Raw genomic sequence first — 13,075 nt, 5'->3', positions numbered from 1 at the left:
CATGTTCGTTGACCTGAACGCTGACGTGGGTGAAAGCTTCGGGGCCTGGACGCTCGGGCACGACGAAGCGCTGTTTCCCTTCCTGTCCTCCGCGAATGTCGCGTGCGGCTTTCACGCCGGGGATCCCGTCACCATGCACGCCACCCTCAAGCTCGCCCGGCAGTTCGGCGTGGGCGTCGGGGCTCACCCGGGCTTCCCTGACCGGGTGGGCTTCGGGCGGCGCCTCCTGGAAGCGGCCCCCGACGAGGTGTACGCGGACGTGCTGTACCAGGTGTCCGCCCTGGCCGGCATGGCGGCGTCCATGGGCGTACCCCTCCGGCACGTCAAGGCGCACGGCGCCCTGTCCACCCGCGGCTGGACTCACGCGCCGACAGCGGAGGCGATCGCTCAGGCCGTGCGCGACGTGCATCCCGCTCTGCCTCTGGTCGTCCTGCCGGCCACCCTGCTGGAGACCGAAGCGCGCCGCCTGGGCGTTCCCGTCGTGCTGGAAACCTTCCCGGAGCGGGCCTACCTGCGGGATGGCCGCCTCGCGCCGCGTTCCATGCCGGGGTCCAGCATTCACGACCCGCAGGAGGCCGCCCGCCGCGCCGTCACCATGGTGAAAGAAGGCCGGGTTCAGGCCCTGGATGGCGGTTTCTTCGAGTTCGAGGTGGACACCCTGTGCATCCACGGCGACAACCCCAACGCCGTCGAGATCGCCCGCGCTGTCCGCCACGCCCTGGAGGCCGAAGGCATCGAGATTCGCGCCTTCGCCGCGCCCCACCTGTCGTCCCCCGAGGTGCCTTCGTGACCCTGACCCGCCCGACCATGACCTATCCCGAACTGCGTGAACCGGTGCGTGACCTGTGCGCCCGCTTCGACACCCAGTACTGGCTGGAGGCCGAACGCGCCGGTTACCCCGAGGCGTTCGTGGCTGCTCTGACCCAGGCCGGCTGGCTCGCCGCACTCATCCCCGAGGAGTACGGGGGTGCGGGCCTGGGCCTGACCGAGGCGAGCGTCATCCTTGAAGAAGTCAACCGCTCCGGCGCGAACTCCGGCGCCTGCCACGCGCAGATGTACATCATGGGCACCCTGCTGCGCCACGGTTCGGACGAGCAGAAATCGCACTACCTGCCGCGCATCGCCAGCGGTGAACTGCGCCTCCAGTCGTTCGGAGTGACCGAGCCCACCACCGGCTCTGACACCACCCGCCTGAAGACGACCGCCGTGCGCCGGGGCGACACGTACGTGATCAACGGGCAGAAGGTGTGGACCTCCCGCCTTCAGCATTCCGACCTGCTGCTGCTCCTGGCCCGGACCACGCCCCTGGCGGACGTCCGTAAGAAGACTGAAGGGCTCTCGACGTTCCTGGTGGACCTCAGCACCATCGACCGCAGCCGCATGACGGTGCGGCCCATCCAGAACATGGTGGGCCACGAAACGAACGAGGTGTTCTTCGACGACCTGGAGATTCCAGCCAGCAGTCTGATCGGCCAGGAGGGCCAGGGCTTCCGGTATGTGCTGGACGGCATGAACGCCGAGCGGATCCTGATCGCGGCGGAGTGCGTCGGGGACGGCTACTGGTTCACCGACCGGTCCAGCCGCTACGCCGGGGAGCGGGTGGTGTTCGACCGGCCGATCGGGCAGAACCAGGGCGTGCAGTTCCCGATTGCCCGGGCGTACGTGAACGTGCGCGCCGCTGACCTGATGCGCTACGAGGCGGCCGCCCTGTTCGACGCGGGCCAGCCCTGCGGCGCCGAAGCCAACATGGCCAAGCTGCTGGCGGCCGACGCGTCCTGGGAAGCGGCCAACGCGTGCCTGCAAACCCATGGAGGGTTCGGCTTTGCCGCCGAATACGACGTGGAGCGCAAATTTCGCGAGACGCGGCTGTATCAGGTCGCGCCGATCAGTACCAACCTGATCCTGTCGTTTATCGGTGAGAAGGTCCTGGGCATGCCGAGGTCGTACTAGATGCTTCCACTGGAAGGCCTGCGGGTAATCACGCTGGAACAGGCCGTCGCCGGGCCCTTCTGCTCGCGGCAGCTGGCGGACCTGGGGGCCGACGTCATCAAGATCGAGCGTCCTGGGGAAGGTGACCTCGCGCGCGGCTACGACGGCGCCCTGGACGGGGTCTCCGCCTACTTCGCCTGGCTCAACCGCGGCAAGCGCAGCGTGGTGCTGGATCTGAAAAGTCCGGAAGGGGTGACGGCCCTGGAGGCCTTGCTGGCCGGCGCGGATGTGTTCGTGCACAACCTGCTGCCCGGGGCGGTCGAGCGCCTGGGCTTCGGGTGGGACACGGTTCGCGAGCGCTTTCCCCGCTTGATCTGGGTGTCCATCTCCGGGTACGGCCTGTCCGGCTCCTACGCCCATAAAAAGGCGTACGACATGCTGATTCAGGCGGAAGCGGGCGTCGTGTCACTCACCGGCAGCGCTGACGAGCCCGCCAAGGTGGGCATCTCGGTGGCGGATATTGCCAGCGGACTGTACGCCCATTCCAGCATCCTCGCGGCCCTGCTGACCCGCGGCCGCACGGGACAGGGCGATCGCATCGAGATCTCCATGTTCGAGGCGCTCACCGAATGGATGATGCCCCCGATGTACAGCCTGATCGGGCTGGGCCGAGCTCCCGGTCGCGCAGGCCTGCGACACAACATGATCGTCCCCTACGGCGCCTACCGCTGCGCAGATGGTCAGGTGATGTTTGCCGTCCAGAACGAACGCGAATGGGTGAAGTTCTGCGCTGGTGTGCTGGAGCAGCCTGACCTGGCCAGCGATGAACGCTACGCCACCAATCAGGCGCGGCTCACGCACCGCCAGGCCCTCGAAGGCACCATCGAAACGGCCTTTGGATCCCTGACCCGGGGGGAAGTCAGTGACCGCCTGGAGCAGGCTGGGATTGCCAGCGCCCAGGTCAACAGCGTGCAGGATGTGGTGGACCATCCTCAGTTGCAGGACCGTCAGCGCTGGACCGAGGTTCAAACGCCGGCGGGCAGCATCCCGGCCCTGCTGCCCCCTCACAATCTCGAAAGTGTCTCCCCACGAATGGGCCGGGTGCCTGCCCTGGGAGAACACACCGCCGAGGTCCTGGCCGAACTGGAGCGCGCCCCATGATTCCCTCGCGTCTGGAACGCAGTCAGCTGTTCGTGCCCGCGCACCGCTGGCGCATGATCGAGAAGGCCGTGATCAGCCCGGCAGACGCGGTCGTGCTGGACCTCGAGGATGCCGTGCCGGTGGAGGAGAAGCTCACCGCCCGGGTGAACGTGATCCGCGCCCTGACAGAACTCGAATTTGGAGGGCGGCTCCGGGTGGTTCGCCTGAACAGCCTGGACACCCCGTTCGCCTACCGCGACCTGATCGAGGTGGTCGAGGCCGCAGGCGAGAAGCTGGATCTCGTCATGCTGCCCAAAGCCAACGCAGCCCGCGACGTGCAGTTCGTGGTGACCCTGTTGACGCAGGTGGAAGCGGCCACTGGCCTCACGCAGCCCACCGGCATCGAAGTGCAGATTGAAACGGCAGCCGGCGTCCTGAACATCCGTGAGATTGCCGCGGCCTCCTCCCGCCTGGAATCCCTGATTTTCGGGCCGGGTGACTTCGCGGCGAGTGCGCGGATGCCCCTGGAGCACATCGGGGAACGCGGCGATTACGACGCCGATTACCCGGGTGACCGCTGGCATCACGTGATGCAGTCCATCGTCCTGGCCGCCCGCGCCCACGGGCTGCGCTGCCTGGATGGCCCGTATGCCCGGCTGGACCACCCGGACGGCCTGATCCGCTCGACCCGCATCGCGCGTGGGCTGGGCTTCGACGGAAAGCAGTGCATTCATCCCGGGCAGCTGAATCGGGTCAATGTCGCGTTCTCCCACACTCCTCAGGAGGTGGCGCACGCACAGGCGGTCGTCGCGCCACGCCCCTTCGCTTCGGCTTCATGCCGCCCCGCGGTCAGCCTGGAAGGCCGGATGGTGGACGCCGCGAACATCCGCATGGCGCAGGTCACCCTGCACCGTCACGCCCAGGAAAGGAGAACCCCATGACGACCCCCCCCAGCGGCCGCTGCTTCGAGGATTTCGAACCCGGCCAGGTGATCGAGCACCCTCTCGGCCGGACCGTCACCCAGAACGACAACATCTGGTTTACCCTGCTCACGAACAACACCAATCCCATTCACTTCGACGCGCATTACGCCGCCCACACCGAGTTCGGTCGGCCCCTGGTGAACAGTGCGTTCACCATCGCGCTCGTGACAGGGTTGTCTGTGTCGGACATGTCGCAGAACGCCGTGAACCTCGGCTGGGATGAAGTGCGACTCCCCCACCCGCTGTTCGAGGGGGACACGGTGTACGCGCGCAGCGAAGTGCTGTCCCTGCGTGAATCGCGCTCGCGCCCTCACCAGGGGGTCCTGACGTTCAAGACGTCCGGGTACAACCAGCACGGCACGGTCGTCCTGGAATTCAAACGCACCGTTCTGGTGTACCGCCAAGGGTATGTGCCGAGCGTCACTTCCAGGCCCAGCATGAAGGAGACCCCATGACCCTGCCCGAGTACCCGCTGTACATCGGCGGTCAGTTCGTCCCCGCGCAGTCTGGCGCGCTGGTTGAGACCGTCAACCCGTACACCGGGCAGGCCTGGGCGTGCGTACCTGAAGCCGGGCCGGAAGACGTGAACACGGCCGTGCGCGCCGCCCGCAGCGCCCTGGATGAGGGTCCCTGGGGCCGCCTGACAGGGCGGCAGCGCTCGAAGCTCATCCACCGGCTCGCTCAGATCCTGGAACGCGACGCGGACCTGCTGGGGGAGATCGAGACGCGAGACAACGGCAAGCTGCTGCGGGAAATGCGCGCTCAGTGCCGGGTCCTGCCGGAATGGTACGAGTACTACGCGGGCGCCGCGGACAAGCTGCACGGGGAGACCATTCCCAGCGATAAACCCAATTACTTCATCTACACCCGCCGCGAGCCGGTTGGGGTGGTGGCGGCCATCGTGCCGTGGAATTCTCCGCTGCTGCTGCTCACCTGGAAACTTGCCCCGCTGCTCGCGGCGGGTTGCACGGTGGTCGTGAAGCCCGCGGACCAGACCCCCGTGTCGGCGTTGGAGTTTGCCCGGCGGGTGGAGGAAGCGGGCTTTCCGCCTGGCGTGTTCAACGTGGTCACCGGTGGTGCGGCGGTCGGTGCGGCGCTCGTAGCTCACCCGGGCGTGGACAAGGTGGCCTTTACCGGCAGCACCGAAGTGGGCATCAAGGTGGGTCAGGCCGCCATGGGGCACCTCGCCAAAGTCAGCCTGGAGCTGGGTGGCAAAAGCCCGAACGTCGTCTTCGAGGACGCGGACTTGGACGCGGCAGCCAACGGTGTGATCGCCGGGATTTTCGCGGCGGGCGGGCAGACCTGCATCGCCGGATCCAGGCTGCTGGTGCAGGAGTCGGTCCACGATGAGCTGGTGTTGCGGGTGGCAAACCGGGCGCGGACCATCAAACTGGGTGACCCGCTCGATCCGGAGACGGAGATGGGCCCTGTCGCCTTCCGGGCGCATCTGGAGGGCATCCTGCGCCGCTGTGAGGCAGGCGTGCAGGAAGGCGCCACGCTGGTGACCGGCGGACGGCGTGCCGCGGGTGGTGACCTGGACGCGGGGTTCTTCGTGGAGCCGACGATCTTTACCGGGGTTCACAGCCGCATGAGTCTGGCCGCGGAGGAAATCTTCGGCCCCGTGCTGTCGGTGCTGACCTTCAAGGACGAGGCTGAAGCTGTGCGCCTGGCGAATGACTCGCGCTACGCCTTGGCGGCGGGCGTCTGGACGAGGGATGTCCAGCGTGCGCACCGTGCCGCGCACGCGATCAGAGCGGGCACCGTCTGGGTCAACGCCTACCGCGCGGTGAGTTACAACGCGCCCTTCGGCGGCTTCAAGCACAGCGGCATCGGCCGCGAGAATTCCCTGGAGGCGGTCCACGAATACCTGGACACGAAGACCGTCTGGGTGGAGTTGAGCGGCGCCACCCGCGACCCGTTCACGATCGGCTGACCCGTGCGGCGGCTTGAAGGCTTCTACGTGACGTTCGGCACGGAACTGAACCGTGGTGACAACTGCCGCCTGCATGCCCTGCACCGGGCCCTGCGCGAGGACCTGATCACCGGGGTGACGGATCTGTACCCGGGGTACGTCAACCTGTACGTGGAGTACGACGCTGCCCGGACCGACCGGACTGTCGTCTGTGAGTGGGTGAGGACGCACCTGCCGGCGGCGCTGGGGACCGCCCACGAGGTCCGGCCACCCGTGACGCTCCCCGTCCGGTACGACGGTGAGGATCTCGCAGATGTCGCCTCACGGACCGGGCTGAGTGAGCGCGGAGTGATTCACTTGCATACAGGGCCGGAGTACCACGTGTACGCGGTCGGGTTCACGCCCGGGTTCCCCTTCCTGGGGGAGGTGCCGGACGCCCTGCGCCTCCCCCGGCGGGACACGCCGCGCCTGAAGGTGCCGTTCAACGCGGTCGCAGTGGCCAACGCGCAAAGCTGCGTGTATGTCCTGCCTTCTCCGGGCGGGTGGCATCTGCTCGGCACGGCCCTCACGACCATCTACGACCCGAACCGGGACGCGCCCTTTCTTCTCTCGCCTGGGGATACGGTCCGGTTTGTCGAGGCGTCGGGGGAGGCGCCGGGGGTGCCGGGCATCCGCCCGCTGTGGCCTGACGTGCCGGCCCGCCCGGCCCTGCGGGTCGAGAAACCGGGACTGCTTGACCTGCTCGTTGATGAGGGCCGCTTTCTTCAGGCGCACCACGGCATGGCCCGCAGCGGTCCTCTTGATGAGCGCGCCGCGGCCCTGGCCAATCACGTCGCCGGTAACCCCCCAGGCACTCCGCTGCTCGAACTCACGCTGCTGGGGCCCATCCTCACGGCCTTGCAGGACGTTGTGCTGGCCGCGGTGGGCTACGGGATGACCGGACAGGTCGCCGGTCGCCCCGTCCCCGCACAGGCCTCTTTCGTGTTGCGTTCTGGTGAAACCCTGCGCTTCACGCCGACCGGGGAAGGCGCCCGGTGCTACCTGGCGGTGGCGGGCGGCCTGGACACGCGGCCCTTCCTGGGCAGCAGCAGTGTCGACCGCACCGGCCGTATTGGCCGCCCCTTGAGGGCAGGTGACGTGCTGGGGCTGGGCCGTGAGCCGGCCCGTGAGCCTGGGGCCACCGCCTCGCTGCCCAATCTCCCTGCCGAGGTGACGTTGAGACTCCTGCCGGGTCCTCAGGCGACCTATGAGGCGCTTGTCGCGCTGGGGAGTGCTCCGTACCGCGTCCGTGAAGGGGACCGGATGGGGATCCGGCTTGAGGGGCCGGCTGTACCAGGGGGGCAGGTGGTCAGTGAAGCCACGCCTCACGGCGCGGTGCAGGTCACGCCGGCCGGGCAGGCCATCTTGCTGCTCAGTGACCGGGGCCGTATCGGCGGGTACCACAAGCCGGCCGTGATCCATCCAGACGACCTGCCACTGGCCGCCCAGCTGCGACCCAATCAAGTGATCCACTTTCGCCCCCACGTGTCTGGCGGGCCGGACAGCTGGCCGCGCCGCTGGTTCATGCGGGCATGAGTTTCAGGGAGGACCCTATGATGAACAGTCTTGTCAACCGATGTGAAGGCCGGGTGGTGCTGGTGACTGGCGCCGCAGGGGGCATCGGCCGCGCCGTGGCGGAACGTTTTGCACAGGAGGGCGCCCAGGTGGCCGTCAATGACCTGAAGGAAGACGCGGTGCGGGCCGTGGTGGACAGCATCACCGCAGCCGGCGGGCGCGCGTTGGCGGTGCCGGCCGACGTGTCGGACGCGCAGCAGGTGGACGCCATGTTCACGCTTGTCGAAACGAACCTGGGCCATGTGGACGTGCTGTACAACAATGCCGGCCTGATCGACACCACCCGGCACTTCCTGGAGGGCGACGAAGGCTGGTGGGACCGCATCATCGAGGTGAACCTGAAAAGTGTGTTTCTCTGCTCCCACCGGGCCGCGCGGGTCATGGCCCGGCGGCGCAAAGGCGTCATTATCAGCACCTCGTCGGGTGGAGCGACCCGCGCGCACCGGGGTAACGTCGCGTACGACGCGACCAAAGGCGGCATTGAGGCCATGACGCGGGCCATGGCGCTGGACCTGGCTCCGTACGGCATCCGGGTGAACGGCGTGGTGCCTGGGTTCATCAACACCTACGGCCTGACAGAAGAGCAGCTGCGCGTGCGTGAGAAGACCGTACCACTGGGCCGTTACGGCGTGGCCGAGGACATGACCGGAGCGGCCCTGTTCCTGGCGTCGGACGACGCGGCGTACGTCACCGGTCAGTTCATCTCGGTGGATGGCGGCGTGCTGGTGCAGCAACGCTCGGCGAACGTGGACACTTTCCCCGTGGAGGGCTTCCCGGTGATCGAGGCGGACCTCGCATGACTGCCGGCGCGGGCTGGGACGTGGCCGTGATCGGTGCGGGCATCATCGGCGCCGCCTGCGCCTGGCGGCTGGCCGAGCGGGGCCTCAAGGTCGTGGTCCTGGAGCAGGGCAGCCCCGCGGGTGGCTCGACCGGCAAGAGTGCCGCGGGCGTTCGCGCGCAGTTCACGTCAGAGACGAACATCCTCCTGTCAAAGCACAGCATTGAGGAGTACGCGGCCATGCCCGAATCGGGGTACCACCCGGGCGGGTACCTGCTGCTGGTGCCTGAAGCGCAGTGGCCGGCCCATCAGGCTGGAGTTGAGCTTCAGCACCGCCTGGGCGTGCCGACCGAGCAGCTGACGCCGGAAGACGCCCAGGTGCACGCCGAATTCCTGCCGGATGGACTGGGCGGCTGCACATTCTGCGGGACAGACGGTCATGTGGACGCCCACGGATTGACGATGGCTTACGTGAACCGCGCCCGGGAGGCCGGCGCACGCTTTCTGCTGGACACCCCGGTGACGGGCATCCGGCGTGACGGTGAAGTCTGGCAGCTGAGCACGCCAGCTGGACGGGTGGAAGCTCCCCTGCTGGTCAACGCGAGTGGCGCCTGGTCCGGTGAGGTGGGTGCGCTGGCAGGGCTGGAGATTCCTGTTCAGCCCGCGCGGCGAATGGTCTTCACCACGGGACCCATCACGTTGGCACGGCCTCTGCCGATGATCTTCGACCTGGCAAGCGGCGTGTGGCTGCGTTCTGAAGGGGAACGCATCATCCTGGGGCGCGCGGACCCGGCGGACGTCGGGTGGCGCGAAGGCATGGAGTGGGCGTGGCTGGAACCTACCCTGGAGGCGGCCATGACCCGCTTTCCGTGGCTGGAGGCGGCCTCGCTCGACCGGCGCGCCAGCTGGTGGGGCTATTACGAGGTGACGCCAGACCATCAGGCCATCGTGGGCCGCCTGCCGGGGGCCGACGGCTGGCTCAATGCCTGCGGTTTTTCCGGGCATGGGGTGATGCAGGCGGCCGCCATCGCCCGCGTGATCGCGCAGGAAGCTCTGGGGGAGGCACCTTTTATTGACCTCTCGCCGCTGCGGTATGAGCGGTTCAAGCAGGTACCGAACGGCCTGACCGATATTCAGGTCTGAGCATTCCTCCTCGTCTGGAAGAATTAACCTGCCCTGTCACGGGTGCCGGTGGAACGTGCAACGTCCCGCTCCACAAGGAAACGGGACGGCCCCGCCGACTTCACCCGGCCAGCGTGCTGATTGTGGGGTCCGCGCAGTCTACCCTCCACGAAGGAGGGAGCCGACTTCCTGCACAGACTTGTCCCCACGGAGGTCGTCGAGACCCATTCTTTCTTTCACGGGGCGTCCCGAGGTGGAAGGGGCCTTCTGGCGCTGGAGGTCCATCTGGGGTGAATGAGGTGAGGTCAGGGACAGCGTGTTTAAGCGGGACTTCCAGCAGGACGTCAGCTTCGTTGTCCTCGACCCTTAACAGGTGGAACGCCATGTTCGGAGGCGGTTCTCCGGGCAGACCCGCTCTCTTGCGCTTGACAGTCCATCAGGGCCCCCACCGCTTCCCCGGGGGTGGAACGGGTCCACTTGTACTGATCCGGCTCAGGGGAGCATTTCTCCAGGCCCGGTGTTCTCGCCTGGAGAGCAGGGGAAGGCACTTATCGGTTCTACCATCAGCCCGGCTTGGTCTCCACCTCTCATCAGGAGCCTGCCGCGGGGGCTAACAGTTCCAACGTGCGGTGCTGGTGCTCTTCGGCCACAGCCAGGTTGACCAGGATCAGCTCATCAGCCTGCACTTCGCGGACCAATGCTTCAAGGCCACTCACCACGTCCGACTGCGTGCCAACAATGGTGCGGTCAAGCATTCCCAGAATCTGCCGTGCCTGGGGATGCCCTCGCACTGCCCTCAGGTCCTCTGGACTCAGTGACCTTCCCCGCCCCAGAAACGCCTGGAGCCAGCCATCTTCCGCTTGCCTCCTCTGGTCACGGGCCGCACTGGTATCGTCCGCCGCAATCACATTCACCGCGGCGATGAAGTGTGGCTTCGCCTCCGGCCCTGCCAGTGGCCCGTGGGCGTCAAAGGTCTCCCGGTAAATCCGGGCTGCATCATTGAGCGCCGCAGGAGCAAAATGAGAGGCGAATGCGTAGGGCAGACCGAACTGGGCGGCCAGTTGTGCGCCGAAGAGCGAAGAGCCGAGGATGTACAGCGGCACGTTGGTTCCGGCTCCGGGGTAAGCGTTCACGCCAGTAATGAGCGAATTTCCGCTGAGGTACCCATGCAGTTCGAGCACGTCGTCAGGAAAACGATCTGCTTCGCGTCCGTCGCGTCGCAGTGCACCCATGGTGGCGCCGTCCGTGCCGGGGGCGCGGCCCAGGCCCAGGTCGATGCGGCCCGGATAGAGCGTTTCCAGCATGCCGAACTGCTCCGCGATCACCAGCGGCGAGTGGTTGGGCAGCATGATTCCACCCGCGCCCACCCGTAGATTCTCGGTCTGCGCGGCCACGTGCTGAATCATCAGGGAAGTGGCGGATGAGGCAATGGTGGGCGCGTTGTGGTGCTCGGCAAACCACAGGCGGTGATACCCGAGCCGGTCGGCGGTGCGGGCCAGGCGCACACTGCGGGCGATGCCTTCAGCGGTCGGTTCATCCTTTTTGACCCGGGTGAGATCAAGCAGCGACAGTGGAATAGAGAGAGCCATGGGCGGTTCTCCTTGAAAGGGAATGAGGCTTTACGGTGAGAGAAGCCTGGGGGCAACGCCGTACGGACAAGACGTTCCTGGAGGAGGTGGAAAGCCAGTCCATACGAGACCCTCAATCTTTCACCCTTCGCGTGATGCTGCATCCTGGACCGAAGCTGTCAGGGTTCTTCCGGCAGGCCGCCCTTCCACCTCCGGCCGACCCATCGCCCACCAGACTGCCGGCGCACTCAGAAGCAGCGCGCCTCCGGCCAGCCACAGTGCGTCACGCAGGCCGCCCAGGAAAGCGGCTCGGTCCTCACCAGGGTGAGGATGAACCGGGGGAGGTTCAGGAAGTTCCCCGTCGAGCACCTCCGTCACGTGAGCGACGAACGAGATCGCCTGATCGTGCCACACAGCGTTGATCATCAGACGGCTGTGGCCGAGCGAGTGGGCCCGCGCGATCTGATGGCCGGGGAGCGTCGTCAGGGCCTGGGCCAGTTGCTGAGCGGTGGGCGTCAGCATCTCAAGCCCCCTGCCGCTCTGCGTGTTCAGCAGCGTCGCGCACCTCACGGGCGTACGCCAGGGCGTCATCCACGTCAATCACGACCCAGCCCTCACCGGCCTCGAACGGCTTCCCGCCATTGACCTCCTGGTGAACCAGCGCTTCGAGTTCCTCGTCATTCAGCCCGTGAAACATCTCCTGCACCGGGCTGAACCAGAAATCCGCTCGGTTGTACGCGATTTCATCTGCCTCAACCCTAGTCAGACCATCCAGAAGGTCCTGGATGTCCTGCACGGCTTTTTGCGCGCTCCTGGTGAGCTGCCCGACATAATTGCGGCCGTCCCACACCACCGTGTGGCCACGCCGGGCCCGCCGGAACAGGGCCAGGTGGCCGAGAATCACTTCCTTCACCGGCTCGGCCCGCAGATTGGCCTGCACCGACCACGTGAGGGTGCGACCATGCCATTCGTCCTCCGGGTAACCGTTAATGCCCATCGCGAACCGGTGACCCAGGGTGCCGTCAGTGTCGAGACTGATGACCAAACGGTCCCGGGAATCTTGACTCCAGCGGGGCTGACGGAGATCGCTGTCCGACAGCGTGTGAATACGATTGACTTTGAGGGGGGAACGGCTGGTCAAGGGGACTCCTGGGGTCGGCGTGATGGCCTGAGTGGAGGCGGTCAAAGGGGGCGAGCAGTGTGTGGGTGTGGGATGTCCCAACCAGGGGGCACGCCACAGGGGAGCGCCCGCTGGCTGGTATGTACGGTCAGCGACCTCAGTGGACGGGGGCTGCTAAGGTCGGCAGGCGTCGCGAGGGGAGCTGATAACTGTGGCCCGCGAGCGCGTGCTCCAGGTGTCCGTGTGCGGCGAGGTCCTGCATGTGCTGCCGGAGGACCCGCAGGTCAGCCCATGAACCGTAGGTTTCGGGACGTTTGTGGGTCAGCTGCCAGATATGCCACGGATCCAGAATGTCGGTCCGTCCGCCTTGCCAGTCCCAGGACACGGTGTGGCCATCGACCACGGCGGTGCAGCCGATGCCGTGGTAGCGGTAGCGCATGCCGCTCACGCGACCGGCAACCGGAATACGTCCGGACCACACGGCGTCCGGGGTAGCCACGCCATAACGGGATTGAAGGCGCTGGATGGCATCCTGAACCAGTGTCAGGTACATCTGGATGAGGTTTTCAAAGGGTATGGGGGTCATCTCTGCCATCAGCTTACGGGAGGTTTGGAAAAATCCGGCAAATTATTTGACGCAGTCCAGCTCATTCTCATGAGAGCGTTTCTCTAGCTTTCTCCTTCCTGCTCTGCTCCTCGCGTCCTGTAGTTGATCATGCCTCTCTTTCTGTAATGTACGACGATTAAAAATGCCGCAGATTGTTACCTGCAAGGTCCTGTAGCAAGGTTCTAGTGGAATTCATATGAGTTCAGGACAGCCGTCCTGGCCAGGATGTTGTGTTCCGAGAGGCCCCCTGAAACAGCCAAAGACGTGAGCTATATGCGCGCTTGGGCACGCATAGCAGAACT

At 66.3% G+C, this 13,075-nt stretch carries 13 protein-coding genes; 9 read left to right on the top strand and 4 right to left on the bottom strand.

Annotation, left to right across the window (positions count from 1 at the left end; genetic code table 11):
• The first annotated feature begins 1 nt into the window (after position 1).
• Genes IEY49_RS18185 through IEY49_RS18145 form a run of 9 tightly spaced genes read left to right on the top strand, consistent with a single transcriptional unit; the run spans position 2 to position 9,499 of the window.
• Positions 2-790, top strand: a complete 789-nt coding sequence (locus tag IEY49_RS18185; RefSeq protein WP_189011365.1) for a LamB/YcsF family protein — start codon at positions 2-4, stop codon at positions 788-790.
• Positions 787-1,950 carry an acyl-CoA dehydrogenase family protein gene (locus IEY49_RS18180; protein ID WP_229780899.1) on the top strand — a complete coding sequence of 388 codons (1,164 nt, stop codon included), beginning with the start codon at positions 787-789 and terminating at the stop codon, positions 1,948-1,950. Before IEY49_RS18185 ends, IEY49_RS18180 begins: the two co-directional genes overlap by 4 nt.
• Positions 1,951-3,090 (top strand): CaiB/BaiF CoA transferase family protein, encoded by a 1,140-nt coding sequence (locus IEY49_RS18175; RefSeq protein WP_189011363.1) that lies wholly within the window; start codon positions 1,951-1,953, stop codon positions 3,088-3,090.
• Positions 3,087-4,010 (top strand): HpcH/HpaI aldolase/citrate lyase family protein, encoded by a 924-nt coding sequence (locus IEY49_RS18170; protein ID WP_189011361.1) that lies wholly within the window; start codon positions 3,087-3,089, stop codon positions 4,008-4,010. Before IEY49_RS18175 ends, IEY49_RS18170 begins: the two co-directional genes overlap by 4 nt.
• Positions 4,007-4,507 carry a MaoC family dehydratase gene (locus tag IEY49_RS18165; RefSeq protein WP_189011360.1) on the top strand — a complete coding sequence of 167 codons (501 nt, stop codon included), beginning with the start codon at positions 4,007-4,009 and terminating at the stop codon, positions 4,505-4,507. The genes IEY49_RS18170 and IEY49_RS18165 overlap by 4 nt, the downstream gene beginning before the upstream one ends.
• Positions 4,504-5,985, top strand: coding sequence for an aldehyde dehydrogenase (locus IEY49_RS18160; protein ID WP_189011358.1), 1,482 nt, complete (start codon positions 4,504-4,506; stop codon positions 5,983-5,985). Before IEY49_RS18165 ends, IEY49_RS18160 begins: the two co-directional genes overlap by 4 nt.
• Positions 5,986-5,988: 3 nt before the next feature.
• Entirely contained in the window at positions 5,989-7,539 is a 1,551-nt protein-coding gene (locus IEY49_RS18155) for a 5-oxoprolinase subunit B/C family protein (RefSeq protein WP_189011356.1), read from the top strand.
• Between the two features lie 17 nt (positions 7,540-7,556).
• Positions 7,557-8,378, top strand: coding sequence for an SDR family NAD(P)-dependent oxidoreductase (locus IEY49_RS18150; RefSeq protein WP_189011354.1), 822 nt, complete (start codon positions 7,557-7,559; stop codon positions 8,376-8,378).
• The gene (locus IEY49_RS18145; RefSeq protein WP_189011352.1) at positions 8,375-9,499 is read left to right on the top strand and encodes an NAD(P)/FAD-dependent oxidoreductase; all 1,125 of its coding nucleotides are present in this window, start codon (positions 8,375-8,377) and stop codon (positions 9,497-9,499) included. Before IEY49_RS18150 ends, IEY49_RS18145 begins: the two co-directional genes overlap by 4 nt.
• A 569-nt stretch (positions 9,500-10,068) precedes the next feature.
• Here the strand turns inward: IEY49_RS18145 and IEY49_RS18140 are convergent.
• From IEY49_RS18140 to IEY49_RS18125, 4 genes are all read right to left on the bottom strand, one after another.
• The gene (locus IEY49_RS18140; protein ID WP_189011350.1) at positions 10,069-11,067 is read right to left on the bottom strand and encodes an LLM class flavin-dependent oxidoreductase; all 999 of its coding nucleotides are present in this window, start codon (positions 11,065-11,067) and stop codon (positions 10,069-10,071) included.
• Between the two features lie 120 nt (positions 11,068-11,187).
• Positions 11,188-11,568, bottom strand: a complete 381-nt coding sequence (locus IEY49_RS18135; protein WP_189011348.1) for a hypothetical protein — start codon at positions 11,566-11,568, stop codon at positions 11,188-11,190.
• Position 11,569: 1 nt separating this feature from the next.
• Complete coding sequence (locus tag IEY49_RS18130) at positions 11,570-12,187, bottom strand: hypothetical protein (protein ID WP_189011346.1); 618 nt, start codon at positions 12,185-12,187, stop codon at positions 11,570-11,572.
• A 136-nt stretch (positions 12,188-12,323) separates the two neighbouring features.
• Positions 12,324-12,752, bottom strand: coding sequence for a DUF6896 domain-containing protein (locus IEY49_RS18125; protein WP_189011345.1), 429 nt, complete (start codon positions 12,750-12,752; stop codon positions 12,324-12,326).
• Positions 12,753-13,075: the final 323 nt, after the last annotated feature.

The sequence above is a fragment of the Deinococcus malanensis genome, assembly GCF_014647655.1.
Taxonomy (GTDB): Bacteria; Deinococcota; Deinococci; order Deinococcales; family Deinococcaceae; genus Deinococcus; species Deinococcus malanensis.
This window is presented reverse-complemented; position numbering and strand designations above follow the sequence as displayed.

Bases quoted from the DNA above. Each gene is read 5' to 3' on its own strand.
- IEY49_RS18185 (WP_189011365.1), top strand. From the start codon at position 2: ATGTTCGTTGACCTGAACGCTGACGTGGGTGAAAGCTTCGGGGCCTGG.
- IEY49_RS18175 (WP_189011363.1), top strand. From the start codon at position 1,951: ATGCTTCCACTGGAAGGCCTGCGGGTAATCACGCTGGAACAGGCCGTC.
- IEY49_RS18170 (WP_189011361.1), top strand. From the start codon at position 3,087: ATGATTCCCTCGCGTCTGGAACGCAGTCAGCTGTTCGTGCCCGCGCAC.
- IEY49_RS18165 (WP_189011360.1), top strand. From the start codon at position 4,007: ATGACGACCCCCCCCAGCGGCCGCTGCTTCGAGGATTTCGAACCCGGC.
- IEY49_RS18160 (WP_189011358.1), top strand. From the start codon at position 4,504: ATGACCCTGCCCGAGTACCCGCTGTACATCGGCGGTCAGTTCGTCCCC.
- IEY49_RS18150 (WP_189011354.1), top strand. From the start codon at position 7,557: ATGATGAACAGTCTTGTCAACCGATGTGAAGGCCGGGTGGTGCTGGTG.
- IEY49_RS18145 (WP_189011352.1), top strand. From the start codon at position 8,375: ATGACTGCCGGCGCGGGCTGGGACGTGGCCGTGATCGGTGCGGGCATC.
- IEY49_RS18140 (WP_189011350.1), bottom strand. From the start codon at position 11,067: ATGGCTCTCTCTATTCCACTGTCGCTGCTTGATCTCACCCGGGTCAAA.
- IEY49_RS18135 (WP_189011348.1), bottom strand. From the start codon at position 11,568: ATGCTGACGCCCACCGCTCAGCAACTGGCCCAGGCCCTGACGACGCTC.
- IEY49_RS18125 (WP_189011345.1), bottom strand. From the start codon at position 12,752: ATGACCCCCATACCCTTTGAAAACCTCATCCAGATGTACCTGACACTG.